The 20,466-nt window shown below is 41.1% G+C and carries 16 protein-coding genes and 1 other annotated feature; of the genes, 9 read left to right on the top strand and 7 right to left on the bottom strand.

Features of this window, described 5'->3' with window-relative positions:
- Positions 1–21: 21 nt before the first annotated feature.
- The 4 genes from CZ434_RS00325 to CZ434_RS00310 form a co-directional block, all read right to left on the bottom strand.
- Positions 22–1,206 (bottom strand): acetoin utilization protein AcuC, encoded by a 1,185-nt coding sequence (locus CZ434_RS00325; protein ID WP_077621240.1) that lies wholly within the window; start codon positions 1,204–1,206, stop codon positions 22–24.
- Complete coding sequence (locus CZ434_RS00320; RefSeq protein WP_077621239.1) at positions 1,203–1,850, bottom strand: acetoin utilization AcuB family protein; 648 nt, start codon at positions 1,848–1,850, stop codon at positions 1,203–1,205. The genes CZ434_RS00325 and CZ434_RS00320 overlap by 4 nt, the downstream gene beginning before the upstream one ends.
- A complete protein-coding gene (locus CZ434_RS00315; protein ID WP_077621238.1) occupies positions 1,851–2,504 on the bottom strand; it encodes a GNAT family N-acetyltransferase in 654 nt (217 codons plus the stop codon).
- A gap of 135 nt (positions 2,505–2,639) precedes the next feature.
- Positions 2,640–5,729, bottom strand: coding sequence for a transglycosylase domain-containing protein (locus CZ434_RS00310; protein ID WP_077621237.1), 3,090 nt, complete (start codon positions 5,727–5,729; stop codon positions 2,640–2,642).
- Between the two features lie 175 nt (positions 5,730–5,904).
- Positions 5,905–6,114 (top strand) — a binding site (T-box leader).
- Positions 6,115–6,201: 87 nt separating this feature from the next.
- On the opposite strand from CZ434_RS00310, the gene tyrS reads away from it, so the two are divergent.
- A complete protein-coding gene (tyrS, locus tag CZ434_RS00305; protein ID WP_077621236.1) occupies positions 6,202–7,470 on the top strand; it encodes a tyrosine--tRNA ligase in 1,269 nt (422 codons plus the stop codon).
- A gap of 83 nt (positions 7,471–7,553) precedes the next feature.
- Here the strand turns inward: tyrS and rpsD are convergent, their stop codons facing one another.
- Positions 7,554–8,156 carry a 30S ribosomal protein S4 gene (gene rpsD, locus CZ434_RS00300; protein ID WP_077621235.1) on the bottom strand — a complete coding sequence of 201 codons (603 nt, stop codon included), beginning with the start codon at positions 8,154–8,156 and terminating at the stop codon, positions 7,554–7,556.
- A gap of 390 nt (positions 8,157–8,546) precedes the next feature.
- On the opposite strand from rpsD, the gene CZ434_RS00290 reads away from it, so the two are divergent.
- The gene (locus CZ434_RS00290; RefSeq protein WP_077621233.1) at positions 8,547–10,400 is read left to right on the top strand and encodes a sensor domain-containing diguanylate cyclase; all 1,854 of its coding nucleotides are present in this window, start codon (positions 8,547–8,549) and stop codon (positions 10,398–10,400) included.
- A 20-nt stretch (positions 10,401–10,420) separates the two neighbouring features.
- Here CZ434_RS00290 and CZ434_RS00285 read toward each other — a convergent pair whose 3' ends face one another.
- Positions 10,421–10,900 (bottom strand): GAF domain-containing protein, encoded by a 480-nt coding sequence (locus CZ434_RS00285; protein WP_077621232.1) that lies wholly within the window; start codon positions 10,898–10,900, stop codon positions 10,421–10,423.
- 162 nt (positions 10,901–11,062) lie between these two features.
- Here CZ434_RS00285 and refZ point away from each other — a divergent pair, with 162 nt between their 5' ends.
- The 5 genes from refZ to CZ434_RS00260 all read left to right on the top strand — a co-directional run bounded on the left by refZ (position 11,063) and on the right by CZ434_RS00260 (position 17,826).
- On the top strand, positions 11,063–11,713 hold the full coding sequence (gene refZ / locus CZ434_RS00280) for a forespore capture DNA-binding protein RefZ (protein ID WP_077621231.1): 651 nt from the start codon (positions 11,063–11,065) through the stop codon (positions 11,711–11,713).
- Between the two features lie 189 nt (positions 11,714–11,902).
- Positions 11,903–13,594, top strand: a complete 1,692-nt coding sequence (ezrA, locus tag CZ434_RS00275) for a septation ring formation regulator EzrA (protein WP_077621230.1) — start codon at positions 11,903–11,905, stop codon at positions 13,592–13,594.
- A 175-nt stretch (positions 13,595–13,769) separates the two neighbouring features.
- Positions 13,770–14,909, top strand: coding sequence for a cysteine desulfurase family protein (locus CZ434_RS00270; protein WP_077621229.1), 1,140 nt, complete (start codon positions 13,770–13,772; stop codon positions 14,907–14,909).
- Between the two features lie 6 nt (positions 14,910–14,915).
- Positions 14,916–16,118: a tRNA uracil 4-sulfurtransferase ThiI gene (gene thiI, locus CZ434_RS00265; protein ID WP_077621228.1), complete on the top strand. Its 1,203-nt coding sequence runs from the start codon at positions 14,916–14,918 to the stop codon at positions 16,116–16,118.
- 118 nt (positions 16,119–16,236) lie between these two features.
- Complete coding sequence (locus CZ434_RS00260) at positions 16,237–17,826, top strand: amidohydrolase (protein ID WP_077621227.1); 1,590 nt, start codon at positions 16,237–16,239, stop codon at positions 17,824–17,826.
- 473 nt (positions 17,827–18,299) lie between these two features.
- Here the strand turns inward: CZ434_RS00260 and CZ434_RS00255 are convergent, their stop codons facing one another.
- The gene (locus tag CZ434_RS00255) at positions 18,300–19,100 is read right to left on the bottom strand and encodes an NAD kinase (RefSeq protein ID WP_077621226.1); all 801 of its coding nucleotides are present in this window, start codon (positions 19,098–19,100) and stop codon (positions 18,300–18,302) included.
- Positions 19,101–19,285: 185 nt separating this feature from the next.
- Between CZ434_RS00255 and CZ434_RS00250 the strand changes: the two genes are divergently transcribed.
- Complete coding sequence (locus CZ434_RS00250; protein WP_077621225.1) at positions 19,286–19,930, top strand: DUF2953 domain-containing protein; 645 nt, start codon at positions 19,286–19,288, stop codon at positions 19,928–19,930.
- The gene (gene ytfJ, locus CZ434_RS00245) at positions 19,927–20,454 is read left to right on the top strand and encodes a GerW family sporulation protein (RefSeq protein ID WP_077621224.1); all 528 of its coding nucleotides are present in this window, start codon (positions 19,927–19,929) and stop codon (positions 20,452–20,454) included. The genes CZ434_RS00250 and ytfJ overlap by 4 nt, the downstream gene beginning before the upstream one ends.
- Positions 20,455–20,466: the final 12 nt, after the last annotated feature.

The raw sequence follows: 20,466 nt of genomic DNA, 5'->3' as shown, positions 1-20,466 counted from the left end.
GTACCCTAATTGGATACTTGACTATTTTTTTGTTTCTATGTTGGAAAATGTTTTATAGTTTCGGCAATATTGCAGAGCCTGTGTGAGCACCTTTACATTCTTTTCGGTGATTTCTGCTTTTCTTGGAATCTCCTTATATATCCCTGGATGATCATGCCATTTAGGTGGAAGAGAACATGGGGCCTCTCGCTCCCATTTTAACTTCCATACTGCAGGAATATCTCCTTTTATGATTTCCCCCGTATGCATGATGCTCCAAATTTGTGCCCATGCTCGAGGAACAACTCTCCAAATATCATATCCTCCTCCACCTAGAGCAATCCACCTGCCTTCACAGTATTCGTGAGCGACATCATGGGCAAGCAGAGGGATTGTCTCGAATGTTTTCATGGTGGAACATAGGTGTGTCAAAGGATCATAACAATGGGCATCTGCCCCGTTCTGGGTGACAATTATATCTGGGCGAAAGTATTCTGCTATTTCCCTTAGTGCGGATGAATAAACTTCGAGAAATGATTCGTCCTCGGTAAAAGCGTCGACAGGCAAGTTGAACGAATAACCATATCCCTTTTTGAGACCTCTTTCATTTACATTTCCAGTGCCGGGAAAGAGGTATCTGCCAGTTTCATGTATGGATAGAGTACAAACATCTGGATCATCATAAAAGACCGATTGAACGCCATCCCCGTGGTGGGCATCTGTGTCTACGTACAAAATACGCAGATTGTATTTCTGTCTTATATACTTGATTGCGATTGCACAATCGTTATAGATACAAAATCCGGAAGCTTTTCTTTTAAAGCCGTGATGCAGTCCGCCACCTAAGTTGAGTGCGTGTTTATTGTTGCCTTCCAATACAGCATCCACAGCCGTAAGCGTGCCGCCGACCAATAAAGCGGCAGCTTCGTGCATGTTTGGAAACATCGGAGTATCTTCGGTTCCAAGCCCGTATTCCCAGCCATCTTCCGGTGTCAGCTTCCCGTTTCCCGCTTTTTTTACAGCATCTATATATTGTCTGTCATGAACCAAAGCTAAATCCTCATCATTTGCCATTTTGGGTGTGAGGATATCGGCTTCATTCAAAAGATATTCTGCATCAAGGAGTTCTTTGGTCATTTTGACACGTAATTGATTGAAGGGATGGTCGTTTGCAAATTGATAGTTAGTAAACTTATCCGAATAGATAAATGCAGATTTGCATGTCATAGGAATAACTCTCCAGTATCAGGCGTCAGCACTTTATAATCAGCAGCTTTTAAGTCTTCTATGATTGGAAGCGGATTCATTGTTTGGATGCGAAAAACCAATATTTTATAATTCGGGTCGTTTTTATACGGATAGACGAGAACAGAGCTGATATTCACTTTCCTTTTTCCAAAAATGCCAGCTACTTCAGGCAGAATCCCAGCCCGGTGGGGCACTTTTACTTCTATTTGTGAACTTTGGACATTCGTGCCCGTCAATTGGATCAAAGTATAGAGCATGTCTTTTTCCGTTACCAATCCAACCAGCACGTTATTTCTGACAACAGGAACACAGGCAAATTCGTGTTCATAAAAAATAGCAGCAGTTTCTTCTACAAAGTCGAGCGGATGGACGGTGATAACCGGCTGACTCATAATGGTTGCTATTTTATTTTGTAATTCGCCTGAATCGGTGTCTTGATGGAAGATGGAAGGACTCGCATCGCGCACATCCCGATCAGAAACAATACCAATCACTTTATTCTCGTTATCGACAATTGGGATATGTCTTATTTTGTTTTCCGTTAAAAGTTTCAAGGCTTGTTGAATAGAGGCTTCAGGAGGCAGTGTAATGACCTCCGTTTTCATTATCTCTTCTACTAACAATTAAATTCCCTCCCTTAAGGATCTGTTCTTTTCTCGGCCTAAAAAGCGAAGCCTGTCGAATTTTTGGACAGAATCCTCTTCTACATGTTTTCCAATTTTCACCATTAGACAATTGGCAGGATGGGAAATGATTTCAGGATCATCAGTGGGGGCTGGAGTAAGACCACCGGCAAACATCATTTTTTCCATCACTTTTCGGTAATCCCAAACACTCATTTGTTTGCCCTTTAAATCCCAATGCCAGTAATATTCAGTTGAAATGATTATATAATTTTCCATAGCTTCATCCATCATCGAAACCCTCAATAATTTTGAACCTATTTTATAGCCTCTGAACTCCGGTGCAATTTCAATTGCGCCCAATTCAATCAAGTCTTCCATGTTGAATATGGACCATCTTTCAAGTGGGTCAGGATGCAAATAGGTAACATAACCGATAATGGTATCACTTGTTCGGGCTACTATAATTCTTCCTTCGTCAAAGTCAGCAATATCCAAAACAGCATCAAATTGTTTTCTAGCTGGGCGGAAAGCGTTCAATTGTTCGTGAAATTCATATTTTCTCAGTTCGGAAGCTGGAAGGGGGCCTTCAATGATAATTGTCCCAAATTCTGTATTTACTTTTTCTGTATGACATGTTTTCTTATGTTCCATGTGCTTCACCACCTATAGAGGACAGTCATTTATTTTTATTATACAGGATTTTCAGACAATTTTATATCGAAACCAAAAGGGGGCAGGGAGATAAAAAGAACCTCTGCATGTAATAGCAGAGGTTCTTTTTGTTGATTACTCTTCGTTATTTTGTTCACCTTCGTCTTGATTTTCGCTGTTTTCCTGTTCAGTTCCTTCATCTTCTTGGTTATCATCATTCCCACTATTTTCTTCAGATGTTTCGGAATCTGATTCGGAGCTTTCGTCCGATTCGTCTGCATTTGTTTCTTGTTCATTATCATTTGATTCTTCTTCGTTGGCATTGTTTTCTTCAGAGTCAGGTTTTTCTTCTTCTTCTTCCTGCTTTTCCTTTTCTTCATTTTCACTGTTCTTGTCGTTATCTTCTTCAGGTTTGTCTTCTTCTATTTTCCCAACTTGGACTGCATTGGATGCAGAAGAGACTCCACCGAAATAATCAACAGCTTTAACATGGTAAATAGCTCCGTTTGTTGGAACCGTATAACTCGTATCGCTTGTATTACCAATCAAACTGAAGGAACCGTCAGGACGGTCGGCGCGAAAAATCCTGTATCCCACGACATCCCCGCTGGAAGATTTTTTCCAACTCAGACTCTTTCCATCATTGGAAAGGGAAGTAGGAGGGGATGGATTCTGACCATCGTCTGAAATATCATTCGATAATTGTCTCCCGGAAGGAATCGCTATGTTGTTCCATCCTCCGCTTGCATTTCTCGGAATTAACTGAGATAAATCATCAAGTTTATCGTACATGTTAGCTGCCAACCATTCTGGATTGAAGGTCACACCGTTTCCGCTCGTATATTCTGATGGAGTATCATCACCGGCAGCCACAGCCTTGCCATCAATTTTTACGAAATTACCGCTGATTAGACTGTTATCTTTCTCATCTGGTACGAATTTTGAGTTGTAAATATCAGAACTTACCAATCCAACTTCCTGACAAAGGCCGGAAGGTGCCATTCCAGAAGTTTGACAATAAGATCTTTCCGTAATACCTTCAGGCCGGCTGAAATTATCAGAAGGAGCCATTAGTTCAGGGTCGACTTCTGTTGCGGCATTAACTAATTCTGCCCACAATCCTTGGTTCCGCTGGCTGTATCCGGTACTGCACGGATACTGAGAATTACATTCCAATGATTTCGGGTTGTCGTACCCGATCCATGTACCTAATGTCACGTTCGGGTTCGTTGCCACAAACCATGCATCGGTCCAATCGTAGGTGGTACCTGTTTTACCAGCCCAATCGACACCAGGATTGTTTAACCTTGCTTTCGCATAGGTAGCGGTTCCGCTGTTTAATACGTCCCTCATCATGTCGAGCGTAAGGTAATTTGTTTGTTTACTGAATACCTCTACAGGATCGCTTTCATGTTCGTAAATGACATCGCCATCAGTTGTTTCGATTTTTTCGATCATATAAGCATCTGCAAATTGCCCGTTATTGCCAAAAGTAGTGTAAGCATTCACGTTTTCTTCAATCGACACCCCATTTACAAGGGAGCCGATCCCTGTTGAAAGATTTGTATGATCTTCCTCATCTAAATTGGTGAATCCCATTTTCTCTAGATATTTAGACGCAGGGTCCCCGCCTACAATCTCTGTATAGGTTTTGACAGCCGGTATGTTATAGGATTGCTCCAAAGCTTTTCGAACAGAAACTAATCCATGGTAGTTGCCTGTATAGTTCTTTGGCCAGTTCCTATTATTTACCCACATTTGCGGATATCTGGCAGGGAGGTGGACATCCAGTACCACAGAACCCGGTTGAACGACTCCTTCTTCCATTGCAGGTCCGTAAACAAGCAGCGGTTTCATTGTACTACCATTATCCCGATGGGTATCTGTCGCATGGTTCACTTCAGAAACATCGAAACCACGGCCGCCAAGAAAGCTGATAATTCTACCGGTGCTATTTTCGACCAGCATACCGCCTGACTGCACCGGCTCCATGATGGTAGTTTCTTCACCTGACTCAGGATCTATGACAACCTCCGGCTTGTCAGGTCCGTAATTGTTGTAGTTCTTTCCAATTTCCTGAAACTTTTCGTATATTTCTTTGTTGATTGTGGTGTGAATCTTGTAACCATTTCGCCGAAGCTGTCTGTCTGCCAGAATCATATATTCTTCATGCAGTGCATCGTTATTATCGATGTCATCCTGTGTGTAGCCATCTTCTTCAGCCAACTGATACATGAGAATTTCTTTTGCTCTGTCTTCCACTTCATTGGTCAGGTATGGGTATTGATCCAATGGTGTAGGTGTCGGTTCGGCAAAATCGGCAGTAATGTCATAATTGATCGCTTCATCATATTCTTCCTGGTTGATGTAGCCGCCTTCCAGCATTCTCCCCAAAACGGACTTCATTCGGTTCAATCCCGGTTCCAAGCCGTCTTCATCCTTTTGTTCTCCACTGTTGGTGAAAGGTGTGTAATAGGAAGGACTTTGCGGAAGACCTGCTATATATGCTGCTTGAGGCAAACTGAGTTCGCTTGCTTCGACGCCGAATATTCCTTCTGCAGCTGTTTCGATCCCTGCTATATTCTGCCCGGAAGCATTTCTTCCAAATGGGACAATGTTGAGATAAGCTTCCAGGATTTCGTCTTTGCTTAGAGATTTCTCCAACCGCATTGCTAGAAGTATTTCTTTTGCTTTTCTTTCAAACGATACTTCATTGGTAAGTATCTGGTTTTTGATCAATTGCTGGGTCAAAGTACTACCGCCGGTTTTGACAGCAGAATTGGTCGCTTCCTGATAGATGGCACGCATGATCGCTTTTGGAACTACTCCGTGATGTTCACGAAAGTAAGCATCTTCTGTTGCGACTACAGCATCTTTTGCATAATCGGATATGTTGTCCAAAGTAGTTTCTTCCCTGTATAAATCTGACCGGATATTACCTAAGTATTTATTATCAGCGAAAAATAATTGCGACGTCTCTTCGTAATTGTATATGTCTTCCTTCATACTTTCTGCAGAGCGTACAGGCTCGTCTTTGACCAGCGAAGCAAAGTAGCCTGCTCCTACACCGCCTGCAAAGAAAAGGCCAATACAGCCTATCAGGATGAAAAACAGGATGACATTCCATACGACATCGTACGTGATTCGGAAACTTCTTTGGACTTTCCCCCTTTGCCACCAATCTTTCAACTTGTTAATAAATTTATTTATGATATCTTTGTTCACGGCAAAACCTCCTAAAATTCAACTTTATTATAGCATAGCCGTCAATCTTCCCGCAGTATTTTCCGCTGGTTCAATATTGCAATTCCCCAAAACTTATGCTAATAATAAAGAAATAGAAATTTTTGTTGAATATTTGTAATCTGAACTTCATAAGCCTATTGGTTTTAAGCTGAATAGATATGCAAAGAAGGAACGGAGTAGCAAAGCAATTCCCTGTTTAAAGAGAGCCGGCGGGTGGTGGAAGCCGGACATAATTGCTTTGACGAATTACATTCTGGAGCATCTTTCCGTAATGGGAAAGACGGTGATCCATCACCGATAACAATCTCGAGTGGCATAGTGATATGCAACAAGGGTGGTACCGCGAGTGAACCTCGTCCCTTTATTGGGATGAGGTTTTTTTGCGTTATTTCAACCATTATTCGGCAGAAGTAAAGCAACGTTTAAATCATCATAAAAGGAGTGGGTAATTATGGATATATTACAAGATTTGCAACAAAGAGGCTTGATTCATCAAACAACGGATGATGAAGGGTTACAAAAACACTTAAGTGAAAACATTGTAACATTGTACTGTGGATTTGATCCTACAGCAGACAGTTTACATATCGGTCATTTGCTTCCCGTATTAATGTTGAAAAGATTTCAGCGAGCTGGTCACCGTCCAATTGCTTTAATTGGCGGTGGTACGGGAATGATAGGCGATCCAAGTGGACGATCAACCGAAAGGACACTGAACAGTGCGGATGTTGTTAAAGGTTTCAGTGAAAAAATTAAAGAACAATTAGCGAAACTGCTTAATTTTGACGAAGGGGAAAATGCCGCTGTTGCTAGAAATAATTTTGATTGGTTATCCAGAATGTCTATTATCGACTTCCTAAGAGACACTGGCAAACATTTTGGCATTAATTATATGCTTGCGAAAGATTCAGTTGAATCCAGAATCGAAAATGGGATTTCATTCACTGAATTCACTTATATGATCCTCCAATCCCTCGATTTCCAAAATCTATATGAAAAAGAAAATTGCACACTTCAGATTGGCGGGAGTGACCAGTGGGGGAACATCACAGCAGGAATGGAATTGATCAGACGTACACGCGAAGAAGGCACAGAGGCAAAAGTATATGGGCTTACGGTCCCGTTGATTACGAAAGCCGATGGTACGAAATTTGGTAAAACGGCTGGAGGTGCGGTATGGCTGGATCCAGAAAGAACTTCCCCATATGAATTTTACCAGTTTTGGATCAATACAGATGACCGGGATGTCATCAAGTTTATCAAGTACTTTACATTCCTTGAACAAGAGGAAGTAGCTGAACTTGAGAAAAAATTGCAGGAAGAACCGGAAAAACGGGCCGCACACACAAGACTTGCTGAAGAAATGACGGAAATGGTACATGGTAAACAAGCTCTGATGCAAGCGAAGAAAATATCTGCTGCCTTATTCAGCGGGGATATAAAGTCTCTGAATGGAACTGAAATCGAACAAGGTTTCAAGGATGTCCCATCTGTTGGTCTTACTAAAGAAGAGGTAAAGCTTATTGATTTATTGGTTGAAGCTGGGATTTCTTCTTCCAAACGCCAGGCCAGGGAAGATATAAGCAATGGAGCGATTTATATCAATGGGGATAGATACCAGGATTTGAATGCAATGGTAGGCGCCGGAGAGAGAATAGACGATAAATTCACGATTATTAGAAGAGGGAAGAAAAAATACTTCCTGATCCGGTTTGAATAAAGAAAAGCAGTCCAAGGCGGACTGCTTTTTTATTAATAAAAAAACTTGATTCCCTAAGGGAACCAAGTTTTTTCAAGAAGCTATTAACGAGAGTAGAACTCAACGATAAGTGCTTCGTTAATTTCTGCAGGTAATTCAGAACGCTCAGGGAAACGAGAGTAAGTTCCCTCAAGTTTGTCCTCATCAAATGAAAGATATTCAGGAACGAAGTTGTTTGATTCAACAGATTCCTTAATAATATCAAGGCTTTGTGATTTCTCACGCAAACCGATTGTTTGACCAGGCTTTACGCGGTAAGATGGAATATCTACGCGTCCACCGTCTACAGTTACGTGGCCGTGTCCTACAAGCTGGCGTGCTTGTCTGCGGGTACGGGCAAGTCCAAGACGATAAACCAGGTTATCCAAGCGGGATTCAAGTAAGATCATGAAGTTCTCACCATGGATACCTTTCATTTTACCGGCTTCATCAAACATACGACGGAATTGACGTTCGTTGATTCCGTACATGAAGCGAAGCTTTTGCTTCTCTTGTAGTTGAAGACCAAATTCTGATAGTTTACGGCGCTGGTTAGCACCATGTTGTCCAGGTGGGTAAGGGCGTTTATCTAACTCCTTACCAGTACCAGTTAAAGAAATTCCAAGACGACGAGACTTTTTCCATACAGGTCCTGTATAGCGAGCCATTGTGCATCTTCTCCTTTATATATAAGATTTGCATAAAATAAGACAGTGTGTTCCCGGGTCGCTGCTCATTTTGTTTTCATGTACCATCGCTCCAGCAGCAGAGAGTTACGCGATACACCTCGATAGCGAGGAACAAAATGAATCAGTCGGAGGTTCACATAGGCTACCTTTTTTACACAAAGACCATTATATGTTTTTTTTTAGAGGAAGTCAATAGAGAGGGGAAAGGGAATTATGTTCGTCCTGATAAGGCTTGGTAATTTAATAGGAATAGAACGTAATATCGTTTATAATATAAATATCGGAATTAAATTTTAGAAATAATTTATATATTCGGACTAAACGTTTGGAAAAACTTGTGTTTCTTCCATTTAGACGGGTGAGATACTTATGAATACTGATTATAAATCACTGCTCAGGCAATTGAGAAGACAAATCGTCGAGGAGTTTATCAACGATCCAGGGGACTCGTTCGGGGAGCTGGCAAGCAATATATGTATGAAGATAAAGGGATTGCCGGCAGTCTGCGATGCAGGGATTTATTTATTTAATCAAGAGTTAAGGGCATATTTCCTAGTTTCCTGCAAAAGCGGGGAACGCGGACATTTAATAGATAGGGTGGATGGTCAAGCCGACTTGACTACCGACCATATAATAAAAGAAAAAGACCGGTTGAACGACGCCTATTCATTTCTGCTGCCTATATATAAGAACGAAACTGACGTATTGGGCCAATTGTTCATCTCATTTAAAGCAAATTCCCGGATACCATTCGCGATATGTGAAAAAATCGGCAGATATGGTGCAAATATACTTGGGGAATTCGGTGATTATTTTGATGATATCCGTAAAGATAGAAACTATCAATGGCATTACCGGATAACTTCCTGCTTTCATGCTTCTATAGATACCAACGAGGTATTGAACAACATCGTGGTCACATTGAAAGAAGTATATCAAAAGGCAGCTTTTTGTTTGTATTTGTCACAGGATTTTCCTGAGGTAGAGGGATTGCCTGTTAAGGAATTAGATTTCAACGATTCAAAGAACATATTGAGCAAGCAGGCTTTTATGAAGGAAAGGCTCCAATATGATGACTTCGAATCTGGGGGCGAATTTTGTGTGTATGTCCCCATACAGGGCAGGCAGGGAGTCTATGGGGTTTTGGAGATTAAAACCTATGACCACTCTCTACTTTCTTTTGATGGGTCTGATTTGCTTAAGGTATTAGCAAAAACCGCAGGTAACGCTCTGGAAAATGCGAGGTTGTATCAACAGTCCAGGCAATTAATCTCAGACTTGCAGTTAATAAACGAAACTTCCCAAACATTGAATTCAAACTTAAGGTTGACGGAAACAACGTCCTATATGAATAGACAGATTAAAGACAAATTTGGAGCGGACGAGATTGGATTTATCATGTTTAAAGAAGAAGCCGAAGGAGGCATGGAAATCCTTGAGGGAAGTACAGATTTCTTTCTTTATAAGGATGCACAGCCATTTATAAATAGTATCGTCGACAAGGTCGACAGACAAAAAGATCCTGTTTTTATTGGGGACTTTGCCGCCAAGCATCCGGAGATACCTGCTTTTCATCATTCTGTCATGGCAATTCCCATGGTTCAGTCGCAGCAAATAAGAGGGGTTATCTTGGTCTTGCATAAGCAGGCATACTCTTTCACTTTCGAAGCGTTCAAATTGATTCAGTCCCTTGTTCACCATTCCACCCTCGCATTTGTCAATTCCATGCTGAGAGAGCAATTGGAGTATCTCGTCATCACAGATTATTTAACAGGATTGTATTCACGAAAATATTTGGATGAACGATTGCAAGATCACTTGACAGTTGATGAACAAGGAGCATTCTTGTTAATCGACATTGATGACTTCAAGAAATTCAATGATACCTACGGCCATGAACTTGGTGATGAACTGATTATACAAGTTTCAAATATAATTAAAGGCCATTTGGATGGGGAAGACTTTGCTGCCAGGTGGGGTGGAGAAGAACTGGCAGTATACTTGCCGAATGCAACAATGGACGATGGAGTGGATATCGCCATACAGCTGGTCAGACAAGTGGAAACATTTACAGAACCGACAGTGACAATCTCGGTAGGAGTGTCTTACTGGCAGAAGGGGAACGATAATCAGCCCAAGTGTATATTCGACAGGGCGGATAAAGCGCTCTATGAAGCTAAGAAACTAGGTAAAAATTGTGTGGCAAAAGGAAAACGAGGCTGACATCAGGTCAGCCTCGTTTGTTAAATGTGCTTTTCTAAAATAGCGGTGAATTTTTCCAAATAAACCTGGTCTTGTTCATCAAAACGGTCTTTGATCGGACTGTCTATATCCAAAACGCCGAAAATCTGACCATCTTTATAGATAGGAACGACGATTTCGGACTGACTTGCTGCGTCACATGCGATATGTCCCGGAAATTGATGGACATCTTCCACGCGTTGTGTTTTTCCTTCGCTTATTGCAGTCCCGCAGACCCCTTTACCGGAACGGATCCTTACACAAGCCGGCAAGCCCTGGAACGGCCCGAGTACAAGTTCTTCTTCTTTCCATAGATAAAAACCGACCCAGTTTACTTGATCCAGGAACTGATTTAAAAGAGCAGAAGCATTGGATAAATTTGCAATGACATCCTTTTCGTCTTCCACAAGTGCTTCTAATTGTTTCAATAACAAGCTGTAATCTTTTTCCTTCGTTCCGGAGTAGTTTTTAACTTCAAACATAATGATGACCTCCTTGATCAATATAGATTAATAATTGCATTGGAAAAATTGGTTTGCGTCAATTTCATGCCTCGTTCGACAAAGAGCATGCGTGATTTGACGAGCGATATATAAAGGAATTCCTGCTTGAACGTCGTAATAGAAGAATAAGGAGTGAAAGCCATGAAAAACAATGCTACAAAACAAAAAGTGATGGATGCCGCCTGCCAATTGTTTTTCACTAAAGGATATCACGGAACATCGGTCAGGGATATTGCCAAGCTAGCTTCTGTAAATGTTTCTCTGATCAATTATTATTTCAAAAGCAAACAAGGCTTATTGGAATCCACTGTAACTTCCTATTATGAACAGTATTTAGATCAAGTGGAAACTACAATCGCTGCCACAGAAAATCAACCGAAAACGGACAGGCTCAAGAAACTGATTGAAACTATTATACAGTACAAACAAGGACGCCATCAATTCAGTTGTTTCATCCAAAGAGAATTGACATTGGATTCCATGTTTGTAAGAGAAATGATGGTTACTTATATGGCAAAGGAAAATTACTTGCTTGGAAAGGTATTCAATGATGCGTTGACTGGAACTAACCATACGCAAGTAGACAGGAAGTTTTTATTTATTCAGTTGAAAGGTATGCTGAGTGCTCCATATATTTCTGCAAATGAATGGAAACATTTTGTGGAATGGGATCAATCTCAAGACTTTTTCACTGTAAAATACATGAAATTGATTTACAAATGGGTGGATCATGTTGTTGGTTGGAATGCCTCTTATCAAAAAAGCGGAACAGCAAATACCCTGTTATTATGAAGGGTAGCGGCTGTTCTTTTTTTATGCTTTGATCACCCATTTTCACGCGATGAAAAAATTGTCGCTATGTGAATAAATTTGAAAAATTATAACCAAAAAATAGAAGATACATGGTATCATATTATTAACAATTAATCTGGAAAAATTAAGGTTCTCTCCTTAAGTCAGCACGGAACTAGGAGGTTTAAGATGGAATACATAATTGGAGGTATCCTCATAATCATAGTATTGATTATCGCAGGATTGATTTGGCGCAAAAAAATCTACGATGAAGTGGATCGGTTAGAAGGCTGGAAGATGGATATTATGAACAGGAATGTCACATCCGAGCTTTCTAAAGTGAAAAATTTGAATTTGTCCGGAGAGACCCAGGAAAGATTTGAATCTTGGAAAGATAGATGGGATCAGATTCTTACCAAGGAGCTTCCTGACTTGGAAGAATACCTTTTTGATGCGGAAGAGTCCGCTGACCGCTACCGTATTTCAGCAGCCAAGAAGAATTTGCGAAATGTGGAAGAGGAACTGAAAGGTATTGAAGCTGATATCGATTCTATGTTCATCGAACTGGAACAGCTGTTGGAATCTGAGCAAAGCAGCCGTGAAGAAGTGGAGGAATTACAGCCGAAAATAAAAGTTTTGCGAAAAATCCTCATCCAAAACAGGCACGAGTTCGGCAAAGCGGAAAGTTTGTATGAATCAGAAATCAATGGCATGGATGAAAAGATGAAACAATATAACGGCCATGTCGAAGATGGGAATTACTTCGAAGCTCAGAAATTGGTGCACGAACTGAAAGAACAACTATCAAGTCTGGAAGAACAGATAGAACAGTTCCCGGTATTATACAGAAGTTGTAAAAAAGAACTTCCTGCACAGTTGAATGAATTACTGTCTGGTATAAAAGGAATGAAGAAAGACGGGTACCATATAGATCATCTGGGTTTTGAAAAAGAATTGCATGATCACCAGTTAAGAGTGGAAAATGCTGTCGGGCAATTGAATAAGGGGTCAATGGAGGGAGTTCAAGAGCTGATTACCACCATTGAGGAAAGAATCAAAGAAATGTATCAGTTGCTGGAGAAAGAAGCGATAGCAAAGAATTATGTAGAAAAACATTTGCCTGGCTACCGAAAAGAATTGGAAAATGAGATAAGTGATTTTGAAGAAACGAGGTTTGAAGTAGAGGATCTTCAAGAGTCCTATTATTTTGAGGACCAGGACGTTGAGGTGTTCTTGACCCTTCAAAATCGGGTAAAACAGTTGAAAGATGAATTGGAAAAAATGGATGAACAGCTGGAGCTTAAGGAATCTACACATATAGACATACGGGAAAGCATCGAAAGTAGGTTTGAAGAATTATCACGCCTCCATGAACAACATGAAGAGTTTCGGGTCCAAATCCAAACATTAAGAAAAGAAGAATTGGAAGCCAAGGACCAGGTTTGGCAGATGAGAAAAGACTTTCAAGATACACAGCGGGCTATCCAAAAAAGCAATATACCCGGAGTGCCGGCTCATATTTGGGAGTTATTAGATACTGTGGCTGTAAAAACAGAGGAAGTCGAGCTGCAATTGGAAAAACATCCGCTTGATATGGGGGAAGTTCAAAGCGCTTTGACAGAAGCGGAGGAATCTACACGATTGATGATCGACCAGACTGAACAGTTACTTGACCAGGCAGCCTTAGTTGAATTAGTGATTCAATATGCCAACAGGTATCGTAGTCAACATCCTGATTTAGCTTCTAAATTAGGTGAAGCGGAGACCCTTTTCCGTGATTATGAATACGAAGAAGCTTTGGAACATGCAGCTAAAGCATTGGAGGAGATAGAGCCCGGTGCTTTAAAACGGTTGGAAGATTATAGAAAAGTACCAAGTTAGGAACGGTAATCAAATAAAAACTTTTTCCATTCTACTTCTGGTTACCAAAAGGTATATTCATATAATGATGACTGTTTCGTTTATAAGCATAACAATCCCCTGTTACGATAATTGTGGCAGGGGATTATTTATGATAATATAGTTGATTGCAATATATCAGATAGGAGCTAATCCGATGATTTATTTAGATAATAGTGCTACTACTAAGCCATATGATGCTGTATTACAAAGCTTTCAAAAAGTATCGGAAAGCTATTACGGTAATCCTTCTTCTGTGCATAGTTTGGGGACGGACTCAGAGAGGCTTCTGTCCAAAGCAAGGCAGCAGGCTTCCAGGCTGTTAGATGTTCGAACAGAAGAAGTCATCTTCACATCAGGAGGAACAGAAGGAAACAATACTGCGATAAAGGGGATTGCGCTAGCCCACCAAAACAGGGGGAAACATATCATTACTTCGCAAGTTGAACATCCATCAGTGATTGAAGCTTGTAGAGCGTTGGAAAAAATAGGCTTCTCTGTAACTTACTTGCCGGTAGATGAGAGTGGTATGATTTCCATCGAACACCTTGAAGCAGCCATAACGAAGGAAACCATCTTAATCAGTATCATGCACGTTAATAACGAAATAGGAACCATTCAGCCCGTCGAAAAGATAGGCGAAATTGCCAAAAAGCATCCAAAACTTTTCTTCCATGTCGATCATGTGCAAGGATATGGGAAGGTTCCGCTTAAGTTGTCGGGAAGTGGTATTGACCTTTGTACCATTTCTGGCCATAAAGTCCATGGGTTAAAAGGGACTGGTTTGCTTTATATTAAAGAAGGGACACATTTGTTTCCGCTTCTTCATGGCGGTGAACAAGAAATGGTCTATCGTTCGGGTACAGAGAATGTTGCTGGAGCGGTGTCCCTGGTGAAAGCCATGCGAATGACCACAGAAAGCTATGCGACCGGTAAGGACCACTTAAAATCGTTAAGAAATTCCATGATAAGCTTTCTTCAAAAGAAGGAAAACATCTATATAAATACACCTGAGACAGCTGCACCGCACATCATCAATTTTTCAGTGCCAGGTTTCAAGCCAGAAGTGATAATTCATGCGCTTGCTGAAAAAGGGATATTTATTTCGACTAAATCTGCTTGTTCTTCTAAGAAACCAGATGAAAGTGCGATATTGATTGCCTGTGGATTGGGAAAAGAGCGGGCAGAATCTGCTCTGAGGGTAAGTCTGACTTATCAAAACAAGCTGGAAGAAATCCAATTGTTCTGTACGAGGTTCAATGAAGTCATCGATCAACTAAGTGAAGTAATGGGGTAGATAGAGATGGAATATGCACATATTTTAATCCGATATGGGGAACTAACGTTAAAAGGTAAAAACAGAAAACAGTTTACAATCCAGCTCCAGGAAAATATTAAAGAAAAGATACAGGACATGCCGACCGTAAAAATCAAAAGGCAGCGGGATCGGATGTATATCATTTTGAATGGGGCAGACCCGGATCCGATCATCGAACGTTGTAAACACATCTTCGGTATCCAAAGTTTAAGCCCTGCGATCCGGGTAGTGAATGACGAAGAGAAAATCAAAGAAGCTGCCTTATATGCTTTGACATCCGAACCAGATGTGCAAACATTCAAAGTCACTGCTAAAAGAACAAATAAAGATTTTCCGATTAAATCGCAGGATTTGAACCAGGTACTTGGAGGGTATTTGTTGACACATTCAGACGGGTACTCTGTCGACGTTCATGAACCAGACATGGAAATCAGAGTGGAAGTGCGTCAAGATGCAACATATATAACTTCCAAAAACATACAGGGATTGGGCGGTCTTCCTGTTGGTACTTCCGGAAAAACGTTGTTGCTTTTGTCGGGTGGCATAGATAGTCCGGTAGCAGGTTATTTGACAATGAAAAGGGGTGTGAAGATTGAAGCGGTACACTTTCATTCACCACCATTCACAAGTGAACGGGCCAAACAAAAGGTGTTTGATCTGGCTCGCAGTTTAACAGGCTTTGGACACTCTATCCGGATTCATGTCGTACCATTCACAAAGCTACAACAAAAAATCAGCAAAGAAATACCGCATGGTTACTCTATGACTGTCATGCGCAGAATGATGATGCGCATCAGCGAAAAGATTGCTGAAAAGGAAGGTATCCTGTCATTTACTACTGGAGAGAGTCTCGGACAAGTGGCAAGCCAGACGATGGAAAGTATGCATGCCATCAATGATGTAACGAGTTACCCAGTATTGAGACCGCTCATTGCAATGGATAAAGAAGACATCATCAGTATCTCTCAATCCATTGATACGTATGACATATCGATAAGACCTTATGAAGACTGTTGTACAGTATTTGTTCCGGACGCTCCTAAGACAAAACCGAGATTGGAAAAAGTGAAATATTTTGAAGATATGATTGATTTTCAAGAAGAAATGGAAGAAACATTGGCTGGAATAGAAGTAGTTAGAATATCTCAACATTCCAGGCAAGATAAAGAGTTTGACGACCTTCTCTAAACCTTCAAAAGGGTGGTGGCTGCACTACCCTTTTCTTTTATGAGTAAAAATAATAAACTGAGAGAAAGATTGTGAAATAGACAGAAATCATGAATCAAGCATAAAAGGGGTAAAGCTTATGGGTACATTATGGTACGGAGGAACCATCTATACAATGAGGCAGGAAGGGGATATCACTGAAGCAGTTTACACAGAATCCGGCATCATTAAAGAAACAGGATCGCTTCAAACTTTGGAATCGAAATATTCGGATAATATTGAGGCAAGGCATAATTTGCAGGGTAAAACAATGTTACCCGGGTTTATCGACAGCCATTTGCATATCATTGGTCATGGGGAAAAATTGATCCATTTGGATTTGTCTGCCATGCATTCCCCCGAACAAGTAAAATCTGCTTTAAGGGAACGGGCGAAGACACTTTCTCCTGGTGAATGGTTGATAGGAGAAGGGTGGAATGAAAACCAATGGGAGGAGCCGGTCATCATTCCTAAAGAGGAATTGGATGAGATTAGTCCTGATAATCCTATGATGCTGACAAGAGTTTGCAGGCATGCGTTGCTGGCTAATTCACAAGCAATCAAGAAAGCCGGCATCGATGAAGCCACTCCCGATCCGCAGGGCGGAGTAGTGGTCAGAGATGGGAATGGCCAGGCAACCGGATTGTTCTTGGATACAGCTCAGGAATATATCAAGTCTGTTGTGCCGGAAATATCGGAGCAAAGCCTGACTTCCATTGTCGAAGTGGCAGTAGACGATTTATACAGGTATGGAATTGTTGGAGGTCACACAGAAGATCTAAACTATTATGGCGGCTTCAGAAAAACGTATAATGCATTCAAAAATGCGATAGACGGCAACAAGAGGAAATTTCGGGCCCATTTACTAGTCCATCATGAGGTATTGAAAGATATGGTGGAGGAAGGTTTGGATTATCATCAAGGAACGGTCTATATAGAAATGGGTGCAATGAAAATCTTTTCGGACGGGGCGTTGGGAGGCAGGACAGCCTGGTTATCAGAGCCATATGAAGATGATCCGGATAATAATGGAATTAACATCCACACTCAGGAAAACCTCGAGCTTTTAGTGAAGAATGCCCGCGAACACGGTATGCCTGTTGCTGTTCACGCTATCGGGGACAAGGCGGTAGAAGCTGTTGTGTCAGCCCTGAAAAAAAATCCTTTATACAACGGCAGAAGAGATAGAATTATTCATGCTCAACTCGTCAATGACTCGTTGTTAGATTCATTGCAGGAACTCGATGTTGTGTTGGATATACAACCAACCTTTGTGGCTTCCGATTTTCCTTGGATAATAGACAGAATCGGTACGGAAAGATTGGAATATGCGTATGCGTGGAAAACTTTTTTGCAGCGGGATATTGCTTGTGCAGGAGGTTCGGACGCACCTATTGAAAGTGTTGATCCTTTGCTCGGAATAGAAGCGGCAGTATGGAGAAAGTCGTCCGTCGACGGGAAAAGCTATACAGAAAGCGAGAAACTTTCCATGTATGAGGCTGTTTCCTTATATACAAAAGGCAGTGCATATGCTGCTTGTCATGAAACGGAGCAGGGTATCATCGAGCAGGGCTTTACAGCTGATTTCACCATCTTGAATAAAGACTTGTTCAAGATAGATGCTGATGACTTTGATTCTGTTAAAGTGGAAACAACCGTTGTCGGAGAAGATATCATGTACCAAAGATAAAGTGTTTATGCTGCGGTGTTCAAACAAGATGGGTCTCCAATTTTCTTCATGCGATGCCATGCTGACGAAGCTTTCCTTGTCCTGCGGGAAAAGCAAAAGGTCTTCGATGGGACGAGTAATCGCAGTCCCAAAAGGTCTTCGATGGGACGAGTAATCGCAGTCCCAAAAGGTCTTCGATGGGACGAGTAATCGCAGTCCCAAAAGGTCTTCGATGGGGCGAGTAATCGCAGTCCCAAAGGGAGCAGAGAAGCTTATTCAAGTAGTCCCCTGGCTGAGGCCGTGCCTGCGGAAAGTGAAGTGTTCTGCCACAGCGAGTACCAACACTCAATAAACATCAGAATGAGTCAAAAAAGAAAATTTTTCACTAGGTCGTAACTGGCCTCAACTAAGAAGACTAAGAAGTCACCATGGAATAGAGTTATATGAAAAAAGCAGCTACCGCCGGGTTGACCGGTCAGGAAGCTGCTTTTTTATTATAGGAAAGTCCGTTTAACACGGTCCCAATAGGAGTTATTCTTCAGTTTTACAGTTTTAACAATTTTGTCACTCATCGTCACTGTTAAGTCTTTGATATTCCGTACAGAATAGGCTTCATTATCATACCCGATAATCGGATAATCATTTCCATCCTGGACTACCTTCAAAGTGAGTTTCCTTGATTTATCAAGAATGAAGGAGGAACCCAGTGTGCGGTAGCGGTTGTTATTAAGAGATGCCAACTCGCTGACTTGGAAACATGGTGTCTTGGGATCGACTACAGCTCCATTCGTCGATTTATTGTATCCAGTACTGCCAGTGGGGGTAGCTACAATCAATCCGTCTCCCCGGAAGGTTTCAAAGTGCTGATCATCGATAAGGACTTCCATTACGATTGTTTTAATCAGTGTACTTCGAATACTAACTTCGTTCAGGCATTGGAATTGCGCTTCTCCATTCGCAGTGACATCAATGACCGGAAAACGGCGTACTTCCAATTCCTCATGCATGATGGAATGGACCATCTCATCATAATTATCCAAGCTGAAGTCACAATATAAGCCGGCTTCATTGGATCGTGCTATCCCAGTGTAAAGACAATCCTGGCGAAAGCCTGTTTTTCGTACGGCTTGCAAAAAGGCACCATCACCGCCCACACTTATGATTATATTTGCATCTTCTGCATCTTCCACAATAGTAAATTGGTTTTCCCTGGCCAAGTTGAACAATGGTTTTAATTTTTCTTCTAATTCTTCTTCTTTAGGGTAATAGAAATATAAGTTGCGACGGTTATCCATATTTGTTTCCTCCTATCTGCCTTTATCCTTCCGTTGAAAAAACGCTTTATCATTTGTCGGAGAAGGATTGGTAACACTTCCATGTTATCATCATTATTTCGATAATCCCAGTAAGAAAGCCTTTTTATAATTGGGTTTAAACCGGAAAAAAATGAAGATAATAGGTAAAAGATGGAGGTGTTGGAATGGCATGGTTGGTTGTCCTGATTGTTTTATTCCTTTTATTTATTTTAAGTCTTTTTCTAAGGATCTATACGACGATAAGTTTTGTGTATGAAAATGGCAAAGAACAATGGAAATTCCAAGTGAGGATAATAAATATTACTATCTATAAAAAAGAAATAGGGGATGAACAGGCCGATGAAAAGATGGAGAGCATCATCGCCCGACTTAACCCTGATGAACCAGGTTTTATCGAAAACATGAAAGCCAGATGGATAGAATTTCTGGAAATGAGGCAGATGGTACATAGGTTAATTCCAAGGTTATTAAAGTTATTTTCCAAAACGAAAGTACATAGTCTGAAATGGCATACAAAAATAGGGACAGGGGAGGCCAGTTCTACTGGAATGATCACAGGTGGAATTTGGGCATTAAAACAAATTTTGGTGGGTTGGATGAAAAAAAACATGAAGAAAGTGAATCAAACAGTGGTGTTTGTGGATCCGATATTTAAACAGAAGTACGCAGGCACTCATTTTATCTGCATGTTTTCGGTCAGACTGGGACATGCTATTTTAGCAATCATCTATCTTTCTTCTTTAACACAAAAACAAAAACAAACTCATAAACACAATCAACAGCCTGACTATAAGGAGGTAAATGTATGAGTGAACATCCAATTGAAGGATTAATGACGACAGCAATGGAAAATTTAAAAGACATGGTAGATGTCAATACGATTATTGGCGACCCGGTGGAGTCCCCGGATGGGAGTGTCATTATCACGGTCTCCAGGGTAGGATTTGGTTTTGCCGCCGGGGGTTCGGAATTCAATGGGGCTCAATCAGGAGATCAATCGGAATCATCAGGATCTTCTGATTCCTCCTCGTCATCTTCTTTCCCTTTTGGGGGTGGGAGTGGAGGCGGTGTCTCAATCACACCGATTGCTTTTTTGGTGGTAAATGAAAAAGGGGTCCAAATGATTCATCTGAATCAACAAACCCACTTATATGAAAAATTGCTTGAGTTCGCGCCTAAGGCATTGGAAAAAATACAAGAAATCATGCAGAATAGCGGACAGCAAGGCAGTAAAAATGATAAGGGAAAAGATGATTCGAAGGAAAAAGGGGAGAAGGGCGATTCAAAAAGCAAGAAAAAAGCAAAACAAGAAGAGGATGAAGATGAGGAATAAGCCTGCTAAATG

Source organism: Sediminibacillus massiliensis (assembly GCF_900156915.1).
In the GTDB taxonomy this organism is placed as follows: domain Bacteria; phylum Bacillota; class Bacilli; order Bacillales; family Amphibacillaceae; genus Sediminibacillus_A; species Sediminibacillus_A massiliensis.
Note: the sequence above shows the minus strand (reverse complement) of the source record. Positions and strands in the feature narration are given on the sequence as shown.

What these genes read in the sequence shown, in the direction of transcription:
- CZ434_RS00250 (WP_077621225.1), top strand. Translation starts at nt 19,286, where the DNA reads ATGGCATGGTTGGTTGTCCTGATTGTTTTATTCCTTTTATTTATTTTA.
- CZ434_RS00325 (WP_077621240.1), bottom strand. Translation starts at nt 1,206, where the DNA reads ATGACATGCAAATCTGCATTTATCTATTCGGATAAGTTTACTAACTAT.
- CZ434_RS00315 (WP_077621238.1), bottom strand. Translation starts at nt 2,504, where the DNA reads ATGGAACATAAGAAAACATGTCATACAGAAAAAGTAAATACAGAATTT.
- ezrA (WP_077621230.1), top strand. Translation starts at nt 11,903, where the DNA reads ATGGAATACATAATTGGAGGTATCCTCATAATCATAGTATTGATTATC.
- CZ434_RS00285 (WP_077621232.1), bottom strand. Translation starts at nt 10,900, where the DNA reads ATGTTTGAAGTTAAAAACTACTCCGGAACGAAGGAAAAAGATTACAGC.
- CZ434_RS00270 (WP_077621229.1), top strand. Translation starts at nt 13,770, where the DNA reads ATGATTTATTTAGATAATAGTGCTACTACTAAGCCATATGATGCTGTA.
- tyrS (WP_077621236.1), top strand. Translation starts at nt 6,202, where the DNA reads ATGGATATATTACAAGATTTGCAACAAAGAGGCTTGATTCATCAAACA.
- thiI (WP_077621228.1), top strand. Translation starts at nt 14,916, where the DNA reads ATGGAATATGCACATATTTTAATCCGATATGGGGAACTAACGTTAAAA.
- ytfJ (WP_077621224.1), top strand. Translation starts at nt 19,927, where the DNA reads ATGAGTGAACATCCAATTGAAGGATTAATGACGACAGCAATGGAAAAT.
- CZ434_RS00290 (WP_077621233.1), top strand. Translation starts at nt 8,547, where the DNA reads ATGAATACTGATTATAAATCACTGCTCAGGCAATTGAGAAGACAAATC.
- refZ (WP_077621231.1), top strand. Translation starts at nt 11,063, where the DNA reads ATGAAAAACAATGCTACAAAACAAAAAGTGATGGATGCCGCCTGCCAA.
- CZ434_RS00260 (WP_077621227.1), top strand. Translation starts at nt 16,237, where the DNA reads ATGGGTACATTATGGTACGGAGGAACCATCTATACAATGAGGCAGGAA.
- rpsD (WP_077621235.1), bottom strand. Translation starts at nt 8,156, where the DNA reads ATGGCTCGCTATACAGGACCTGTATGGAAAAAGTCTCGTCGTCTTGGA.
- CZ434_RS00255 (WP_077621226.1), bottom strand. Translation starts at nt 19,100, where the DNA reads ATGGATAACCGTCGCAACTTATATTTCTATTACCCTAAAGAAGAAGAA.